The sequence below is a fragment of the Bacillus salacetis genome (assembly GCF_049177075.1).
Lineage (GTDB): Bacteria > Bacillota > Bacilli > Bacillales > Bacillaceae_B > Rossellomorea > Rossellomorea salacetis_A.
This window is the reverse complement of the sequence record NZ_CP185377.1, coordinates 3,587,501-3,604,262: the sequence shown is the minus strand read 5'-3', so window position 1 is coordinate 3,604,262 and position 16,762 is coordinate 3,587,501. Positions and strand designations below refer to the sequence as shown.

Below are 16,762 nucleotides of genomic sequence, written 5' to 3'. Positions count from 1 at the left end.
TATATAATTGGCTTACCGGCCAAGTGAATAAAGAAAGACCATGGCGTATATCTTATAGGTATGTTTGCTTGGCAAGGAATTTAATTATAAAGGAGAAATGCCAGATGAATTTCGTGACTCTAAATAATGGTTTGAAAATGCCTCAGCTTGGTTTTGGTGTGTGGCAGGTTGAAAATGATCAAGCAGCGACTGCTGTTTCAAAAGCAATCGAAACTGGTTATACATCCATTGATACTGCAATGATCTACAAAAATGAAGAAGGCGTTGGGAAGGCGATTAAGGATGCTTCTGTTCCGCGCGAAGAACTCTTTATTACGACAAAAGTCTGGAATACTGATCAAGGTTATGACAATACCCTTCGTGCTTTTGATGAAAGCCTGGAGAGACTGGGTCTTGACTATGTGGATCTGTACTTGATTCATTGGCCGACTCCTGAGTTTGATGAGTATGTAGATACATATAAAGCTTTGGAGAAGCTTTACAACGATGGCAAAGTGAAAGCAATCGGTGTCTGCAACTTTGAGATTGAACATCTTGAGCGCATCTTGAACGAGTGTGATGTCAAGCCTGTATTGAACCAGGTTGAATGCCATCCACACCTTGCACAAAATGAATTAAAAGAGTTCTGTGCTAAGCATGATATCTTTGTGGAAGCATGGAGTCCGCTGGAGCAAGGCGGGGAAGTGCTGCAAAATGATACAATCAAGAACATTGCAGAAGCTCATGGTAAGTCACCTGCACAAGTTGTTCTGCGCTGGCACCTGCAAAATAACACTATTGTCATTCCAAAATCAGTCACTCCTTCAAGAATCGAAGAAAACTTCAAGGTATTCGATTTTGAATTGACTGCTGATGAGATGAGCCAAATCAACGGATTGAACAAGGATCGCCGCAAAGGTCCGCATCCGAATGATATGAACGTAAGATAGTAAATACCCAAGAGGTCCATTCAAATTTCTTTGAATGGGCTTTTTCTTTTTTATTTATGTTCTGTTTTCATAATAACTTCTATAGATTTTATACAAACGATAAGATGTACCCTCTCCCTCTAATATTCTCTACACAAATATTCTCGTGAAGCTTTTTACGTAAACGGTAAATCAATGCATTGACTTCTTCTGACGTTACATCCGGGATTTCATCCACAGAATGCTTCCTTTCTTGCCAGACAGTTTCTTTTATCTTATCAATGGAAACAAACTGCTCGCGGTTATTTATCAGAAGCTCTATGCATTTAAACTCTTTTTCTGAGAAAACACAGGTATCCCCTTGTACTCTCAGCTCTTGTTTGACAGTGTCCAATATAAATTCTTCGGTGGTTAAAGGTGGGAACATGGGGGCGAAATCCGCTGTCAGTTCCAGGCTGGATAGGATAAATGAAAATTTGATCAGGCCTCCAGCCAGTGAGATAGTATCTGAACTATTTAATGGAATCATTTGATTGGCTGTAAGGCGCCGTTGATTTAACCATGTTCCATGCTTGCTTCCCAGGTCTTTGACGAAGAACTCTCCAGACTCGTTGGAAAGGATGGCAAGATGTTCCCTTGAAACATGGATATTCCGGAAAGAGATGTCGGGGGCCCAGTCTTTTGACTTTCTGCCAATTATGGTTTTTTTCAGGTTGATAGGGATGAATGCCCCTTTTTCAAAAGGGGTTCCTTGTTCAACGATAATAGATGAAGATGATGATTTCATTGTATTCTCCTATGACGGGTTTATTATTAAATTATCATTCACTTACTATTGAGCACCTTCCTAGTATTCTACTATAGTCTTCTTAGATAGTTTATACCGAAAATGGAGGTTAGGAAAGTGAACATTAAGAAACTATTCAAGAGGACTGCTTTCATCATACTCATTCTTTCTGTTTTTATTTTTGCAAATAACAGTTCGCAACTAACAAAGGAACGTAAAGGTGATCCCTTCCTTCTTGCCCACAGGGGAATGGCCCAAACTTTCAGTATGGAGGGGATTGAAGGAGATACCTGTACAGCAGAACGAATATACGAACCAGAACATCCGTATCTCGAAAACACACTTGCTTCCATAGGGGCTGCTTTTGATTCAGGGGCTGATATGGTGGAATTCGATATCAGACCAACGAAGGATGGGCAGTTTGCCGTTTTTCATGACTGGACTTTGGATTGCCGGACAAACCTGGCGGGGGAGCCGAAGGAGTATACGATGGAACAGTTAAAGCAGGCTGACATTGGGTATGGCTATACGGCTGACGGGGGAAAGACCTATCCATTTAGAGGAGAAGGAATCGGCCTGATGCCCTCATTGAATGAGGTACTGAGTACTTTTCCTGACAAGGAATTGTTAATCCATATCAAAAGCAATGATCCTGAAGAAGGGACCATGCTGGCGAAGAAGCTGCTGCAACTGCCGGAAAGCCAGCAAAAGCTCATCACAGTTTACGGAGGAGATGCTCCTGTTCAGTCATTAAAAGAAGAACTCCCCGATACGAGGGTGATGTCTAGAGAAACACTGAAAAGCTGCATTTTTCCTTATCTGGCTTATGGCTGGTCAGGAATTGTGCCTGGTGCATGCAGTAAAACCCAGATCCATGTTCCACAAAAATATACTCGATTACTATGGGGCTGGCCTGATAAATTCCTGAACCGTATGGATGCTGCGGGTACAAGGGTGATCATTGTTGCCGGGGATGGCACCTGGTCGGAAGGCTATGATTCCGAAAAGGACCTTAAACAGCTCCCTGCCAACTATACAGGCGGGATATGGACAAATCGAATTGATGAAATTGCCCCAATTTATAAATAAATTGGAAGGATTATGATACTATTTAAGAGTATAGGACTACAAAACTACTAGAATAGCAGATTATTACTATCATATCAGTGAAAAGGGGATAAGAGAATGACGTCAGCCAAAAAATCAATTCTGAGCATGGTCGGGGGTGTGATGGCCGCAGGAATTCTGGGCGGCAGTGTTGTGTCTGCTGATGAATCCGATAAAGAAACGGTGCTGGAAGCAGCAGACAATACCATCAGTCCTTTATATGTTCCTGTAGATGGCGGAGGCCATACATGGACTTATGTCAAAACGACTTATACTTCAACAGGATATATAAAGCTGTACAGTGACACCGATGCTTACTGGTATTATACGAAAGAAGTCTACTACGATAAAAGCGGAAAAACGATAAAAACCGTCTATGATAAGTTTGCACTATAATGATGAAAGAAGGAGGGCCGGCTAATCGGTCCTTTTTTCAATATAAAAAAGCAAACACTAATTGGACGTGTTTGCTTTGCTCATCAGCCGTACTTAACGGGCTGAATAAAAGTTAAGTTCCTTTAATGCTTGATACAGGGTCCCTTTCACTGTCAGGAGGTCAAGGCTTACCCCTAAAGAAACCATGGTATGTGATACCTCCGGCCGGATTCCGGTAATGATCGTCTTCACTCCGATTAAAGATAGGGCTTCAATGATCTTGAACAATTGATCCGCCACCATTGTATCAACAGTGAGTACACCTGACATGTCTATTACTAAATGACTTAACTTTAACTTTTCTGATTGCTTTAATGTTTCTTCCATCAGAAGACTTGCTCTTTCTGTATCGATATTTCCGATCAAAGGAAGTATCCCAACTTCCGGTCCTAATGGGACAACCGGGACTGACAATTCAAGGAAAGCAGAGCGGGCGTTTTCCAATGATTTTTGGAGGTTGTCCACATAAGTGAGGCCGAAATAGTACACGGCTTTATCCAATAAAGGATCAACTAGAGCTATAACTTCAAATAAGGTGTCAGTTGAAATTCCGGTTTCATTTGTGGCTTCCCTGACAGCCCTCCAGATATATTCCCGATAAAAACTTGTGTCCTTCAAGGCTTCATTTAATGGTGCGCCTAAATGGAAAAAGTACTCCCCGTTCCTGCTGCCCCATTCTTTGACTTTTTCGGATGATTTCTGTTTATCTTCATGATCAATCAAGGCTTCTCCGAACAGGCTGAGAAATTCCGCGCGGAGTTCAAGGATTTTGGGTTCAATTCTATCGAAGTTTTGTTTTTCCTCTTCAGTCATTGGCACGCCTGCCATCCTGTCCCTATGTATCTCGTTTGCAATATCATGTTTCTTATTCAACAGCATATTCCCTAATGCTTGAAGTTCATTAGTCATTTATACTTTCCTCCATGTATGTATTTACAGCCGCTCACTTCTTTATGAAAGGATAAGAACTATCGATATTATATCTTATTTTCCCTGATTTATAAAAAATGAACATCCCAGTAATTCTAGATAGCAATAATAAAAGATCTGGCATCGGCCAGATCTTTTCCTCATTATTTTAATTCTTCAAATAAAAGATACTTATCGTTTCCGGTCTGGGCAACCAGGATGGCATCATGGTCTTTAACGCTGAATACCTTAGTGCCTTCATCCAGACTGTTAGAGGTAAAGTCAGCAACGGGATGAAGGGCCTCTTCAATTTTCTCTGTTATTTCCCCTAGTTCCTGGTCAAGGGTTAAAGCCTTTTCTTCATGGACCCTTAAGTATTCCTTTCCGTTTACGGTCATCATCTCCCCGAATCCGCATAGTTCACCTGGCACCGATGCCTCTTCAGCACCGCATCCGCTAATGAACAGCAGGGCAGCACCCGTTAAAATGACTTTTCTCATCCTGAATCCTCCTTGGACAATTGGTATATAAGAAGGTTATTCGGGCTTGTCTGGGAAAATGATTCCCGGATAAAAAAGAAATGGTCCCACTTTTTAAAAAGCAAGGACCATCATTTATAAAAATTATTTTGGGTTTATAATCTCTGTTAAGAAAGTGATCTCATCTTCAATTAAAGCTCTGGTTCTCTTGTCCGGACATCTTTTATAGTCATCAAACAACCTGCCCAGTTCCTTAATGAAGATAAGGGTTTCAATGTCTTTGTCCATATATAACATCTCCGTTCTTATAGGTATTATCGCCTATTTTTTATTATTTTAAACAGAAAATAAAGAAAAAAATGGAATTTAAATATTCGGAATTTTATTGAAGTGCAGGAAAATGAGAACATGTTTAGAAGATTAAAAGGATAGGTGTTTAGTCTAAAAATCAGAGGTGTAAAATGAAATTAAAAATTCTTCATACAAATGACCTTCATAGTCATTTTGAGCAGTTTTCAAAAGCCGCATCACTAATTAGAAAACGCAAAGATGAGCATACAATCGTATTGGATGGCGGTGATTTCGCTGATTTTAAAAGTATTGAGCTGCAAGGGACGAGAGGGGCAGCTGCAATTGAACTGCTTGAGTCTGTCGGCTACGATGCCCTGACCATTGGGAATAATGAAACCTTCAACGGAGTGGATACACTACAATATATGGCAAGCATCAGTAATGTGCCATTCATCAGCAATAACCTTTTGAGAAAAGAGAAGGCACCGATAAAAGGAGTAGTCTCTTCAACAATCATTGAGAAAAATGGTCTCCGTGTCTTCATTACCGGATCCTCTCCTGACCTTGGTGACTTTAACGATGGACTGGGCGTCCATATCAGCTCTTTTAAAGAAGCGCTTGTTGAGGAAATGAATCGTTTTAAAGAAAGTTATGATTTGTGTGTTGTTTTGAACCATGTCGGGACTTTTGCCGATAAAGTGCTCGCTGAAGAATTGGATGGTATTGATATCATCATTTCGGCTCATGATCACCAGCTTTACCCGCAGGCTGAAGTCATCAACGGGACAATCATAAATAGTGCAGGATGTTACGGAGAGTATGTTGGTGTCATCGAGGTGGAAGTAACAAGAGACGGAGTTGAACTGCTTCATTCCGAAACCCTTTCGTCAAAAGATGAAGAAGAAGACAGGGATGTCGTTTCAATACTAAAACGGAACAAAGAGAAGGCGATCGCTGTTTTGAGCGAACCGCTTTACACACTTCCCATCCCTCTATGGCATGATGCAGTCGAAGAGAATCCGATAAGTAATTTGATTGCTGACGGGTTAAAAGACATGCTCGGTTGTGAAATAGGGTTAATCAACAGCGGGATCGTGAACGCAGGGGCTTTTGAATTTATATCCAACAAGAAGCTTATTGAAATCTGTCCCTCTCCATTGAATCCAACTTCCTTTGAAATACAGGGTAAATATTTGCGGGAAGCTATTGAGCAGTCGCTTGATGCACAAGTATGTCTTGCTGACGGAAAAGGACCCGGGTTCAGAGGAAGATTTGTCGGCAAACTGCATGTTTCTGGTGCAAAAGTAGAATATGACGGCACAAAAATCATCCGAATTTCCATCGGGGACCAACCGCTTGAGGAAGAAAGATGGTACCGGGTGGCAAGTTCGGACTATTTACAGAGAGGGTCTGGTTATCCATCTTTAGCGAATAACCAAAATGAGAAATATCTGGCTGAGGAAATCAAGGATGTCATCCGTATTTATGGGAAGGACCCTGTATTTTTAGAAAGTGCATTATTGAACCGGTGGTATGCAGACAAGGCCGTCACGATATAATGATTTCAGGATTTATAAAAAACTATATCCGGCCATTTTCTCTATTGTTATAATAAGTAGATGATATTTTCATATAGAAGTGGGTGAGCCGAGGTATGAAAGAAGGCATTAAGGCACTGGTAGAAGCGGTAAATCAGCTGCATGATATATTGATTAGAGTCTCAAACGACCTTCTGGGACTAAATCTTTCGGATAAAGATTTGCACTTTTGGATCATGGGTTTTATTGGAATAGGTGCCTTTTTTGTTGTATTTTTCATAACGAAATGGCTTTCGAAACTGCCTTTCGGAATTACAATGATTTCTTTCCTGTATACCATGACCTTCATGTTTGTTTTGGTATTCGCCATAGAAATTCAACAGGCCATTACAAATCGGGGAAATATGGAATTTGCCGATGCCGTTATTGGGTTATGGGGCTTCCTTGTCCTCTTTATGATCTATGCAGCTTTGGGTCTTTTGGTTATGTTAGGGAAGGCTTTGTATAAAAAGTACGCTGGAAAATCAACTGATATTAAAATGTAGCCTTCCTGCAGGGGAAGGCTGTATTTTTAAACTATTTTTGTTTTGCCGCACTCTCTGCACTTTCTGTAAAGCATTCCATCCTTAACAGTCGATTTGAACAGTTTATTTCCGCATTCGCATCTTCCGCTGACTTCATCAGGTTCGTCTTTGTAAAAAACAATGTTTTCATTATTGTTTTCTGTATTGCCAGTCACTTCACAACATCCTTCCGTTGCTTTTTCTCATTTATAAATATAGCAATTTTGAAAGGGAAATTCTATTATATCCGAAAATATAATTATGGTAATGCTTCTGGTTGAAACATGTTGGGGGCAAACGGGATTATCGGGCCAGTGAGGTGGAGAAAGCGGGAGGGTGTTGGGCCGCAAACAGAGTTACCGGGCCAGTGAGGTGGAGAAAGCGGGAGGATGTTGGTCCGCAAACGGGGTTATCGGGCCAGTGAGGTGGAGAAAGCGGGAGGATGTTGGTCCGCAAACAGAGTTACCGGGCTAATGAGATGAAGAAAACAGAAGAATGTTGGTCCGCAAACTCAGAGCTACATGTCTAACGAGGAAACTAATAAACAAATTTGAGTCAAAGGAGGGGTGTTAATGGATATTATTACGATAGTTCTCTTGTTACTCCTCCAAGCAGCAGGGGTAATCTACCTTCATTCTAAGCCGGCGGAAGAAGAAACAAACTTGTTTTTAAAGCTGATTGGTTACTCCATCCTTGGATCATTTTCTTTTGGGATCAATCAAATCAAACTGCCGGTTGGCTTTGCTGTATTTCTACTATTCTTTAAACCCAGTATGAATACTAAAGTTAAAAAGCAGGCAGCTTTGCAGGGGTTGGCAATTTTTCTTTTATCTATATCTATTCCATTTTTGCAAAAGACAATATATGAATGGCCGAGGAAAGTTCAGTTGGAGAATAAAAACTTCTACAGCATGAACCTTAGTGAAGAGTGGGAGCGGATCAGGGAGGAGCTTGATGCCCCATCTGGAAATTATAGTTCCGTAGATTATTTTGATACGGTAATCGATAAGGAAGGAAACCTGGTGAAATTCGAGTTAAGCTTAACAGAACAGCAGAATGAAGGCTTTGTTCATTATTTAATTGAGCTGGATGGTGACAAAGATTGGAGGATCAAAAGGTATAGAGTCAGTGATTGGATGATGACTCCTGAAAGTCAGGAGGCAGGAGATTTTTTAAGGCATCTTGACGATTTCAGTCCTGGAGTACTGGATGACCAATCCATAAAGTATTATTGGATAAAATCAGATGCCAGGATGACGGCCTATGCAATCAGGGATCAGAAGAAATACGTGCTGACTGAAGATGGGAAGGAAGAGATTGAAAATGAGCAGCTGCCCGTTGATGGAGTTTATATTGAAGTGTGCGGCTCTACTGGAGGGGCTGATGAACACGGAAATATTTTTGACTGCTCTCTTAATGAACATTATCTCTACAATGTTACTTTTAGGGGGTTGGACGTCAATGAAGGAAATATACTTGAACTGGCAAGAAAACATCCAGAAGTAGACCAATGGTTTTCTGAGCATCTCGGAGAGGCGATTGGGCTGGAGAGGAATGGAACCTACATCTTAAGACAGGATGGAAAGGAAACGAAAGTAACCGAACAGGAATATATTAGGGTCCTGAAGGAAACTCCTTTTGTTACGATTGATCAGCATGAAAATTATTGGACTGCTGTAGTGGAAAATCCTTATGGTGATGCCCCTCATACTATAGAAGTAAGAATTGATTCCAACACAGGTGAAGTCATCGACTTTACATATCAATAGGAGTTGAATTACTTACCTCGGTTCCATGAACAAGAGCGCTGCTTTTAAACAGCGTTCTTTATTTTTGTCTTGAAATGTTCTATCCTTCAGCACCCTTGTCATATTTTAAAGTACGGGCTTTTGTGTAAGCGCTTTTACTTCTAAGGGAAAGAAGGGGTTTGAATGCTGGGATTTTTGCAACGAATTGGTAAGGCGTTGATGCTTCCGATTGCAGTCCTTCCCGCCGCGGCATTATTATTAAGAATTGGTCAACCGGACTTATTGGACATTGCTTTTATTTCAGCCGCCGGGAAAGCAATATTTGATCATCTGGCCTTGTTGTTTGCGATTGGGGTGGCGATCGGACTTTCGAAGGATGGCAATGGTGCAGCCGGTTTGGCCGGGGCCATTGGGTTTCTTGTACTGGTAGAGGGAACCAAGGCAATAAATGATGTTATCAATATGGGAGTTCTGGGAGGAATTCTTGCTGGTGTCATCGCTGGTCTGCTCTATAACCGCTATCATGATAAAAAGCTCCCTGACTATTTGGGCTTCTTTGGCGGACGGCGGTTTGTGCCTATTGTCACTTCACTGGTTATGATTTTGCTGGCCGGGGTATTCGGCTATGTGTGGCCGCCGATCCAGGAAGCCATCAATGCAGTGGGTGAATGGATTGTTGGAGCTGGAGCACTTGGAGTTGGTGTTTTCGGATTCTTAAACCGTTTATTGATTCCGCTTGGACTTCATCATGTTCTGAATACGCTGGTTTGGTTTGAGTTTGGAGAATTCACAAATGCTGCTGGAGAGGTGGTTAAAGGGGATTTAACCCGCTTCTTCGCGAAAGATCCGGATGCGGGGATCTTCATGACCGGCTTCTTCCCGGTCATGATGTTTGGTCTGCCTGCTGCCGCATTGGCGATGATTGCCGCTGCAAAGAAGGAAAGACGCAAGTTGATCAGCGGGGCTATGATCGGTATTGCTTTCACATCATTCCTGACCGGGATTACAGAGCCTATTGAATTCTTGTTTATGTTCTTATCACCGGTTCTTTATCTTGCGCATGCGGTTTTAACAGGGGCAGCGATGTCACTGACGTATATCCTTGATATGCACCATGGCTTCGGCTTTTCTGCAGGAGTCATCGATTATATTTTGAATTTTAATATAGCACAAAAACCGCTGCTCCTGTTATTGCTTGGTATTGTGTATGGTGTCCTGTACTTTGTGATTTTCTACTTCATGATCATAAAATTCAATCTGAAAACACCTGGCCGAGAAGATGAGGTGGAAGGGGAATTTTCACAAAGTTCTTCTGCGGGGGGAGATTATAAAGAACTTGCCGGCAAATACCTGGCTGCTTTAGGCGGAAAAGGGAATGTGGCTGCGATTGATAACTGTGTCACCCGCCTTCGTTTGATTGTGAATGACACCGCCGGAATTGATGAGGCAGAGTTGAAACGCCTTGGCGCAAAAGGAGTCATCAAGTTGAATCAAAGAGACTTGCAGGTTGTGGTGGGAACCGATGTGGAATTCCTGGCCAATGAGCTGAAAAAATTATAATGAAAAAGCAGAGGCACAATGGGCTGAAGGGGTTCGGATTTAGACTGCTAAAGGGTGTGCTACAAATAATAATAACCTCTGGTTGTTCAAATAAGGGGAGTTTTTCCCGTTATCCTGCAGAATAGGGGGAGATTCGGAAAAATAAGAGTAACTTTTCCCCTTATGGCAAAGTCAAATCGTCCATTTTTATGCTTTTGGAGTAAATAAGGGGAATTCTTCCCTTTATTTACTCTCTTTTTCGTGCTGATCCCTCAATAAGAGGAATTTCTCCTCTTATATTATACTTCAAAACAGACCCCAAAATAATGGCTGCCTCTGCTTGATTCTGCTGTAAGAGTGTCACTGTGTAAGGAGCAGCACTCAGCGTGATGACCGGGACCGTTCTGGGTTGATAGGTCAAATAGACCGTTCAAATAATTGGAGGGGTCCTTTTTGCTGAGATGACTCACAGCCCGGAAATGATATAATAAGGATACAGTACAATACAGGATGGGGCAGCGGCTCATACTCCCGGATGAAGGGAGGTGATACGCTTATGGTTGCCATTGGAGATGTCCTCCAGATTATGATTGCGTTTGGAACGCTCGTTGTCGCGATAATCGCGGTGACAGAAAAAAAGAAGTAACCATCCCATCCCCGGCCAAAGGTTAAAGATGATTACTTCATATGTTTAGCTTATGTTGAGCCGCTGCATATCCATGCAGGTATTTGCTGTAAGGGAGTCCTGATTGCCGTCAGGGCTCTCTTTTTATTTTATGATGATACTTTCATTATATACTTACCTTATTTTTTCGTAAAGCAAACAAGTTCATTAAACCCCTGTTGAAAACAGTTACCTTTTAGAATCTAATAGAACTAAAAAAAAATTAAAATTTGATGACGCTTACATATATAAGGCTTTGTCTAGTCATTTCGCCCCTCCAAACCCGAATTTAGCACATTCCGGTTGTTTAGAAAGTCCCTGAGGTGGAATAGTCCCAATGTAACATAAAACTCAACAACTTCCTTACAAAGGTGTTACATAACATTGACAAGGAAGAAAAACTTAGGAGGTAGGAAATGAATCTAAAGAAAATGTTAGTCGCAGTTCCATTAAGTTTGTCGTTATTAGTTCCTGGAGTGGCATCAGCCAATAGTTCTGATGTACCAACAGTTGATACACCTGCTGTCGAATTAAGGGCAGACCTTGACAGGTTGTTCTCTGAACATGCATATCTTGCTATGACGGCAATGAGGAAAGGCGCTAACGGAGATGAAGATTATGCTCAAGCAGCAGAAGCTTTAAGTGGAAACACAGAAGATTTGACTGCTGCTATCACTAGTGTATATGGTGAGGAAGCAGGGGAGCAGTTTAATGAATTCTGGAGCAATCATATCGGTTACTTTGTAGATTATGTAAAAGCTTCTGTTAACGGAGATGAGGCGGCTAAACAAGCTGCATTGGAAGAATTGCAAATGTATAAGCAGGATTTCTCAACGTTCATTTCTGGGGCTACGGACGGAAAGGTTCCTGCCGACGTATTGGCTTCCGGTCTTCAAACTCATATCGATCAGTTGATTTCCGGTTTTGACGCGTATATGGCAGAAAACTATGACGAAGCCTATTCCACTCAAAGTGAGGCAATGGAACACCTTTATATGACAAGCAAAGCATTGTCGAGTGCCATTGTGAATCAATTCCCGGAAAAATTTAATGACACAAAAGCTGTAACGAATGCTGCGAACCTTCGTTCAGATCTGAATTTCCTTCTTTCTGAGCATTTTGCACTTGCCCAGCAGGCGATGCAGAATGGTATAGATGGAGCACCTGAATTCCAAGCAAATGTAAATGTCCTCAATGAAAATACTGAAGAGCTCTCGGCTGCAATCGGTTCAGTATATGGAGATGAAGCAGCTGCCAAGTTCAAAGAAATGTGGAGCAATCACATCTCATATTTCGTTGATTACGTAAATGGAACAGCAAATGACGATGAAGCGGCGAAAGAAGAAGCATTGAATGAGTTGAATCAATACCGCCAGGATTTCTCAGAATTCATCAGTACGGCAACGGAAAACCGAGTGGAAGCTGAAGCCCTCGCGGCAGGTCTTCAAACCCACGTTGATCAGTTAGTTGGAACTTTTAACAGCTATGTGGAAGGTGACTATGCAGCAGCATGGGATACTGCACGAAAAGGTTACGGCCACATGTTTACACCTGCTAAACTATTCAGTTCAGCATTTGTAAACCAGTTCCCTGATAAATTTGCAGGTATGCCGGAAATGCCAAACACAGGTATGGGCGGAATGAGCGAAACTTCCAGTCCGTGGGTTCTTTGGACACTTCCTGGTTTATTGTTAGCAGGTCTTGCATTATTCAGACGTAAATCAGTGACAGAATAAATTCTGAAAGGAAGGGGGATTCCCCTTCTCTTTCTTATTGTACATAGGAGGAGAAAAGATGAAACCGTGGCTGAAAAAGACCATAATTCTTTACTGGATTCTCCTTTTAACAACTATTGGCGCCACTACAAGTGCAGCACCTCCGGAAAGGAAGGTTTCTGCAGACCCGATGCAGCCAACGGCAATCCCCTCATTTTCTGAGAAGAAATTAAATTATAATCCGGGACTAAGCCATGATTATGAGTCAGTGGAAGTAATACCGGAAAAGATCAGGATTCCGTCAATTGGTATGGAAGCTCCTGTTAAGAAGGTGGGAATACTGGAAAATGGTGAAATGGAAGTCCCGGATAATATCAATGAAGCCGGTTGGTTTGAACCGGGGGTGATGCCTGGAGGCAAGGGGAATTCAGTTCTTGCCGGACATCTTGATGGCAAGGGTAAGCCTGGTGCGTTTTATCACATAAGAGACTTGAAAAAAGGGGATACAGTTGAGATTTCGGGGACGGAGGGTAAGACATTAATATTTGAAGTCCTGGGAGTTGAATCATTTTACACGAATGAGGCCCCGCTTGAACGTATATTTGGTTATCACTCTGATTCACGCTTGAATCTGATCACTTGCTCGGGGGATTTCGATCATAATGAGCATGAGTATGAGGAACGGCTTGTTGTATTTACGCAATTGGTTAAATCAGAATAAAATAAAAAAAGAACTCCTTTGAAAGGAGTTCTTTTTTGCTAATTCACTAATTACTTAGTTACGTTAGCAGCTTGAGGTCCACGAGCGCCTTCTTCAACTTCGAAAGAAACTGTTTGACCTTCTTCTAGAGTTTTGAAACCTTCGCCTTGGATAGCAGAGAAGTGAACGAATACATCGTCTTGACCTTCTACTTCGATGAAACCGAAACCTTTTTCTGCGTTAAACCATTTTACTTTACCTTGTAACATATGTGTTTCCTCCTGCGTGGCTTTTGCCACAATGTATTACCATTCTTGCTCTGAATAATCTATCAAGACGAATCTATCAGCGTTACCGAACAAAAACAATTAAGTTAATCTTAGCATCGTTCCTCCGTTTCGTCAAGAGACCGAAATGTGGCTCAGCAGCCTCACTCTATTTAGCTGAAACCTTGATGTGCCAAGCTTTAAATCTCTGGATCAGATACCCGTTCTATTCAAACACCGTCATTTCCAATTTTTATCAGTGTGCTGCCTGGTCAATATTTTCTATTTGGTTTAAATGAAGAGAAACAACCGATTTTGTATCATCAACATAAAAGATCAGAGTCTGGGTATCAAGATGAAACTGTATAAGGCGGCCTGAAAAAGAAAATCTTCCTTTCTTTATTCTGAGGTATTCTACATTCAAAAGCTTGTTTTCCTTCTGCCACTTTTGGAATAAGTCCTGCCAGTCTCCCATAAAGTCCTCCCTTAGATATAATTTAATAAAGTTCTAAAATAAACTTAATGATGAAAAGAAAACTGCATATAAATAAAAAAAGACGTGCTTTAACAAAGCACTGAAAGTCTGCACCTTTTTCATACAAGAACAGTGCATTTCGAGTATTCCCTGCAGGAGAGCGGTTTAACCAGCTGGAATTCAGGTTAAATAACATGAAAAATTATTATTAAATAAAGGATGGAACGATGGTAAAAGGGAGAGGCAGGAGAGACGATGTCATTTTTTACGGATGAAATGATCACTTCCACTATAAGATTGTTTGTGATTGTTCTTTTAAGCGGGCTGATAGGGATAGAAAGGGAAGCAAAGAATCATCCTGCTGGTCTGAGAACCCATATAGTTGTGGGAGTCGGATCGTGCATGTTGATGCTGGTTTCGATCTTCGGTTTCGAAGATTACCTGAAGGAACACAATGATTTACGAGGTTTCGATCCAAGCAGGATTCCTTCCTATGTTATTTCAGGCATAGGATTCCTTGGTGCAGGGACGATTCTTGTACAAGGCGGAATTACAGTAAAAGGGTTGACCACTGCTGCGAGTATTTGGGTGGTGGCCGGTCTCGGTATAGTAGTAGGGATTGGAATGTACTACGAAGCTGTATTAGCGACAATCATCATCGTCGCCACACTTTTCTTCCTGAATCGATTTGAAAAGCTGTATAAAAAGAAGATTGACATGAAAGATAATTTGCTTTTGACCCTGACCATTGATAAAGGGGAAGGGAATATCGGTAAGATCAATGATGCGTTAACTTCAACAAACATGGAGATTTCCCAATATAATATAGAAGAAGACCAAACGGAAAAAGGATCTTTTTTAAAATATACTCTTTCCCTATCGACCAAGCATCCAGTTCATCCATCAGAAATAATGGAGAAAATGCAGGAAATGCCATTTGTCAAATCAACAGAAGTTAATAAAAGAAGTTAAAAAAATCGACCAGGACCGGTCGATTTTTTATTTATTTATGAAGGACTTTGGATCAACAGTATAGAATTAGATTCCGCTAAGATGAAAATATATAGGTACCAATTCAAAGGAGGTCTTCAAGATGCAGGATTACCGCATGAATCCGTATTTCATTCTTGTTATTGGAGTGATTTCAGTTTCTACATCAGCCATCTTAGTAAAGGTTTCAAGTGCAGACGCAGGTGTGATCGCCTTTTACAGGCTCCTGTTCACCATACTGCTGATGTCACCTGTTTTTTTTATAAAGTATTGGAAGGAATTAAAGAAGATCACAATGAAGGATTGGGGATATGCGATGGCAGCCGGATTCTTCCTTGCCTTTCATTTTATCCTCTGGTTTGAATCATTGAATTACACATCTGTAGCAAGTTCTACGGTGCTGGTCACGCTGCAGCCTTTATTCGCATTTCTTGGTACGTATTTATTCTTCAAAGAGAAATTCAGTAAAACAGCACTCCTGTCCGGTGCCCTTGCTATCAGTGGCAGCATTGTCATCAGCTGGGGGGATTTCCGTATAAGTGGAATGGCTTTGTGGGGAGACCTGTTGGCGCTTCTGGCTTGTGCACTGGTCACCGCCTATCTATTATTCGGTCAAAATGTCAGGAAGAGGCTCTCATTGGTAACCTACACATTCATCGTGTATTTGATAAGCACCATCGTCTTGTTTATATATGTGTGGTTAAAAGGAGAAAAGCTAGGACCTTATCCAAAGGAAGAGTGGGTATACTTTCTGCTGCTCGCCATCATTCCGACGTTACTTGGACATACATTATTCAACTGGTCCTTGAAGTGGCTGAGCACGTCCACTATTTCTATGGCTATCTTATTCGAACCTGTAGGTGCCTCGATCCTGGCTTACTATCTCTTGGGAGAAGCGGTGATCATGTCTCAAGTAATCGGCGGGGGAATCATCTTGTTGGGAATCTTCCTATTTGTTAAGGAAGAACGAAAGATAAGGAAATTAACGGCGTTACAAGTGAAGGGTGGATAAACAAAATGGAAAATGCATTTAAAGTTTTTCCTGTATTGCAAACTGAAAGATTAATGTTGAGAGAAATTTCCCCGGAAGACTCGCAAGCTATATATGAAAACTTTTCAGATGATCGAGTGACAGAGTACTACGACCTGGAGACGTTCACCGATATATCACAAGCGGATGCCCTCATACTGAAATTGAACTCAGGATTCAAAAGCCACAATCAAATCAGATGGGCAATCACCTTGAAACCGACAGATACCCTAATAGGGACTTGCGGTTTTCATGCTATCGAAAAAGAACATTTTAAAATAGAAGTTGGATACGAACTCAATCCGGCATACTGGGGAAAAGGAATAATGAACGAGGCGTTAAATGCAATTTTCACTTTTGCTTTCGATGAAATGGGAGTCAATCGGATAGAGGCGTTTTATGATCCGGGTAACGATCGATCAAGAAATGCACTTGAAAAATGCGGGTTTGTATATGAAGGAACTCAGCGGAAACGTTTCTTTGAAAAAGGAAAGTTTGTCGATGCGTCACTCTCATCTCTGTTGAAGGATGAATATCAAAATTAAGAGTTTTATTATGCTGTGAAAAATAAAAAGGAGGAAGGACGTGATGGCCGTCCTCCTCCTTTTATATGAAAAC

At 41.4% G+C, this 16,762-nt stretch carries 21 protein-coding genes (1 of these 21 only partly in view); 13 read left to right on the top strand and 8 right to left on the bottom strand.

The features are described from left to right. Positions 1–104 precede the first annotated feature (104 nt). On the top strand, positions 105–929 hold the full coding sequence (locus ACOJQI_RS18805) for an aldo/keto reductase (RefSeq protein ID WP_421380880.1): 825 nt from the start codon (positions 105–107) through the stop codon (positions 927–929). Between the two features lie 88 nt (positions 930–1,017). Here ACOJQI_RS18805 and ACOJQI_RS18800 read toward each other — a convergent pair whose 3' ends face one another. Beyond that, positions 1,018–1,695 (bottom strand): FHA domain-containing protein, encoded by a 678-nt coding sequence (locus ACOJQI_RS18800; protein WP_421380878.1) that lies wholly within the window; start codon positions 1,693–1,695, stop codon positions 1,018–1,020. Positions 1,696–1,797: 102 nt separating this feature from the next. Here ACOJQI_RS18800 and ACOJQI_RS18795 point away from each other — a divergent pair, with 102 nt between their 5' ends. Together ACOJQI_RS18795 and ACOJQI_RS18790 are read left to right on the top strand one after the other, a co-directional pair. After that, a complete protein-coding gene (locus ACOJQI_RS18795; protein WP_421380875.1) occupies positions 1,798–2,784 on the top strand; it encodes a glycerophosphodiester phosphodiesterase family protein in 987 nt (328 codons plus the stop codon). A 96-nt stretch (positions 2,785–2,880) separates the two neighbouring features. Continuing rightward, entirely contained in the window at positions 2,881–3,198 is a 318-nt protein-coding gene (locus tag ACOJQI_RS18790) for a hypothetical protein (RefSeq protein ID WP_421380872.1), read from the top strand. Between the two features lie 93 nt (positions 3,199–3,291). On the opposite strand, the gene ACOJQI_RS18785 is transcribed toward ACOJQI_RS18790, so the two are convergent. The 3 genes from ACOJQI_RS18785 to ACOJQI_RS18775 form a co-directional block, all read right to left on the bottom strand. Next, positions 3,292–4,146 (bottom strand): STAS domain-containing protein, encoded by an 855-nt coding sequence (locus ACOJQI_RS18785; RefSeq protein WP_421380869.1) that lies wholly within the window; start codon positions 4,144–4,146, stop codon positions 3,292–3,294. Between the two features lie 164 nt (positions 4,147–4,310). After that, a complete protein-coding gene (locus ACOJQI_RS18780) occupies positions 4,311–4,646 on the bottom strand; it encodes a hypothetical protein (RefSeq protein ID WP_421380866.1) in 336 nt (111 codons plus the stop codon). Between the two features lie 123 nt (positions 4,647–4,769). Continuing rightward, positions 4,770–4,913: a hypothetical protein gene (locus tag ACOJQI_RS18775; protein ID WP_421380863.1), complete on the bottom strand. Its 144-nt coding sequence runs from the start codon at positions 4,911–4,913 to the stop codon at positions 4,770–4,772. Positions 4,914–5,086: 173 nt separating this feature from the next. On the opposite strand from ACOJQI_RS18775, the gene ACOJQI_RS18770 reads away from it, so the two are divergent. Together ACOJQI_RS18770 and ACOJQI_RS18765 are read left to right on the top strand one after the other, a co-directional pair. Then, complete coding sequence (locus ACOJQI_RS18770) at positions 5,087–6,475, top strand: bifunctional metallophosphatase/5'-nucleotidase (protein WP_421380860.1); 1,389 nt, start codon at positions 5,087–5,089, stop codon at positions 6,473–6,475. 95 nt (positions 6,476–6,570) lie between these two features. Beyond that, a complete protein-coding gene (locus tag ACOJQI_RS18765) occupies positions 6,571–6,999 on the top strand; it encodes a hypothetical protein (RefSeq protein WP_421380857.1) in 429 nt (142 codons plus the stop codon). A gap of 26 nt (positions 7,000–7,025) precedes the next feature. Here ACOJQI_RS18765 and ACOJQI_RS18760 read toward each other — a convergent pair whose 3' ends face one another. Continuing rightward, positions 7,026–7,193, bottom strand: a complete 168-nt coding sequence (locus ACOJQI_RS18760) for a hypothetical protein (protein WP_421380854.1) — start codon at positions 7,191–7,193, stop codon at positions 7,026–7,028. A 396-nt stretch (positions 7,194–7,589) separates the two neighbouring features. Between ACOJQI_RS18760 and ACOJQI_RS18755 the strand changes: the two genes are divergently transcribed. The 5 genes from ACOJQI_RS18755 (at position 7,590) to ACOJQI_RS18735 (ending at position 13,404) form a co-directional block, all read left to right on the top strand. After that, complete coding sequence (locus tag ACOJQI_RS18755; protein ID WP_421380851.1) at positions 7,590–8,786, top strand: hypothetical protein; 1,197 nt, start codon at positions 7,590–7,592, stop codon at positions 8,784–8,786. A gap of 162 nt (positions 8,787–8,948) precedes the next feature. Continuing rightward, complete coding sequence (gene nagE, locus ACOJQI_RS18750; protein WP_421380848.1) at positions 8,949–10,325, top strand: N-acetylglucosamine-specific PTS transporter subunit IIBC; 1,377 nt, start codon at positions 8,949–8,951, stop codon at positions 10,323–10,325. A gap of 535 nt (positions 10,326–10,860) precedes the next feature. After that, positions 10,861–10,950, top strand: coding sequence for a putative holin-like toxin (locus ACOJQI_RS18745; RefSeq protein ID WP_240628433.1), 90 nt, complete (start codon positions 10,861–10,863; stop codon positions 10,948–10,950). Between the two features lie 434 nt (positions 10,951–11,384). Continuing rightward, entirely contained in the window at positions 11,385–12,704 is a 1,320-nt protein-coding gene (locus ACOJQI_RS18740) for a copper amine oxidase (RefSeq protein WP_421380845.1), read from the top strand. Between the two features lie 58 nt (positions 12,705–12,762). Beyond that, positions 12,763–13,404, top strand: a complete 642-nt coding sequence (locus ACOJQI_RS18735; RefSeq protein WP_421380842.1) for a class F sortase — start codon at positions 12,763–12,765, stop codon at positions 13,402–13,404. 50 nt (positions 13,405–13,454) lie between these two features. On the opposite strand, the gene ACOJQI_RS18730 is transcribed toward ACOJQI_RS18735, so the two are convergent. Beyond that, the gene (locus ACOJQI_RS18730; protein WP_421380839.1) at positions 13,455–13,652 is read right to left on the bottom strand and encodes a cold-shock protein; all 198 of its coding nucleotides are present in this window, start codon (positions 13,650–13,652) and stop codon (positions 13,455–13,457) included. A 253-nt stretch (positions 13,653–13,905) separates the two neighbouring features. After that, the gene (locus ACOJQI_RS18725; protein WP_421380836.1) at positions 13,906–14,124 is read right to left on the bottom strand and encodes a hypothetical protein; all 219 of its coding nucleotides are present in this window, start codon (positions 14,122–14,124) and stop codon (positions 13,906–13,908) included. Between the two features lie 255 nt (positions 14,125–14,379). Between ACOJQI_RS18725 and ACOJQI_RS18720 the strand changes: the two genes are divergently transcribed. From ACOJQI_RS18720 to ACOJQI_RS18710, 3 genes are all read left to right on the top strand, one after another. Further along, positions 14,380–15,096 carry an MgtC/SapB family protein gene (locus tag ACOJQI_RS18720; protein WP_421380833.1) on the top strand — a complete coding sequence of 239 codons (717 nt, stop codon included), beginning with the start codon at positions 14,380–14,382 and terminating at the stop codon, positions 15,094–15,096. A 121-nt stretch (positions 15,097–15,217) separates the two neighbouring features. After that, positions 15,218–16,126, top strand: a complete 909-nt coding sequence (locus tag ACOJQI_RS18715; RefSeq protein ID WP_421380830.1) for a DMT family transporter — start codon at positions 15,218–15,220, stop codon at positions 16,124–16,126. Between the two features lie 5 nt (positions 16,127–16,131). Then, entirely contained in the window at positions 16,132–16,689 is a 558-nt protein-coding gene (locus ACOJQI_RS18710) for a GNAT family N-acetyltransferase (protein ID WP_421380827.1), read from the top strand. 61 nt (positions 16,690–16,750) lie between these two features. Here ACOJQI_RS18710 and ACOJQI_RS18705 read toward each other — a convergent pair whose 3' ends face one another. Then, positions 16,751–16,762: the 3' portion of a hypothetical protein gene (locus ACOJQI_RS18705; protein ID WP_421380824.1), read on the bottom strand. The gene runs 165 nt beyond the window's last position; 12 of the gene's 177 nt are visible here — the last part of the coding sequence; its start codon lies off the right edge, out of view — the gene reads right to left on this strand; the stop codon is at positions 16,751–16,753.

Coding starts and splice junctions, on each gene's coding strand:
- ACOJQI_RS18735 (WP_421380842.1), top strand. CDS start 12,763: ATGAAACCGTGGCTGAAAAAGACCATAATTCTTTACTGGATTCTCCTT.
- ACOJQI_RS18805 (WP_421380880.1), top strand. CDS start 105: ATGAATTTCGTGACTCTAAATAATGGTTTGAAAATGCCTCAGCTTGGT.
- ACOJQI_RS18740 (WP_421380845.1), top strand. CDS start 11,385: ATGAATCTAAAGAAAATGTTAGTCGCAGTTCCATTAAGTTTGTCGTTA.
- ACOJQI_RS18800 (WP_421380878.1), bottom strand. CDS start 1,695: ATGAAATCATCATCTTCATCTATTATCGTTGAACAAGGAACCCCTTTT.
- ACOJQI_RS18785 (WP_421380869.1), bottom strand. CDS start 4,146: ATGACTAATGAACTTCAAGCATTAGGGAATATGCTGTTGAATAAGAAA.
- ACOJQI_RS18780 (WP_421380866.1), bottom strand. CDS start 4,646: ATGAGAAAAGTCATTTTAACGGGTGCTGCCCTGCTGTTCATTAGCGGA.
- ACOJQI_RS18725 (WP_421380836.1), bottom strand. CDS start 14,124: ATGGGAGACTGGCAGGACTTATTCCAAAAGTGGCAGAAGGAAAACAAG.
- ACOJQI_RS18790 (WP_421380872.1), top strand. CDS start 2,881: ATGACGTCAGCCAAAAAATCAATTCTGAGCATGGTCGGGGGTGTGATG.
- ACOJQI_RS18745 (WP_240628433.1), top strand. CDS start 10,861: ATGGTTGCCATTGGAGATGTCCTCCAGATTATGATTGCGTTTGGAACG.
- ACOJQI_RS18720 (WP_421380833.1), top strand. CDS start 14,380: ATGTCATTTTTTACGGATGAAATGATCACTTCCACTATAAGATTGTTT.
- ACOJQI_RS18795 (WP_421380875.1), top strand. CDS start 1,798: ATGGAGGTTAGGAAAGTGAACATTAAGAAACTATTCAAGAGGACTGCT.
- ACOJQI_RS18730 (WP_421380839.1), bottom strand. CDS start 13,652: ATGTTACAAGGTAAAGTAAAATGGTTTAACGCAGAAAAAGGTTTCGGT.
- ACOJQI_RS18710 (WP_421380827.1), top strand. CDS start 16,132: ATGGAAAATGCATTTAAAGTTTTTCCTGTATTGCAAACTGAAAGATTA.
- ACOJQI_RS18755 (WP_421380851.1), top strand. CDS start 7,590: ATGGATATTATTACGATAGTTCTCTTGTTACTCCTCCAAGCAGCAGGG.
- ACOJQI_RS18715 (WP_421380830.1), top strand. CDS start 15,218: ATGCAGGATTACCGCATGAATCCGTATTTCATTCTTGTTATTGGAGTG.
- ACOJQI_RS18765 (WP_421380857.1), top strand. CDS start 6,571: ATGAAAGAAGGCATTAAGGCACTGGTAGAAGCGGTAAATCAGCTGCAT.
- ACOJQI_RS18775 (WP_421380863.1), bottom strand. CDS start 4,913: ATGGACAAAGACATTGAAACCCTTATCTTCATTAAGGAACTGGGCAGG.
- ACOJQI_RS18770 (WP_421380860.1), top strand. CDS start 5,087: ATGAAATTAAAAATTCTTCATACAAATGACCTTCATAGTCATTTTGAG.
- nagE (WP_421380848.1), top strand. CDS start 8,949: ATGCTGGGATTTTTGCAACGAATTGGTAAGGCGTTGATGCTTCCGATT.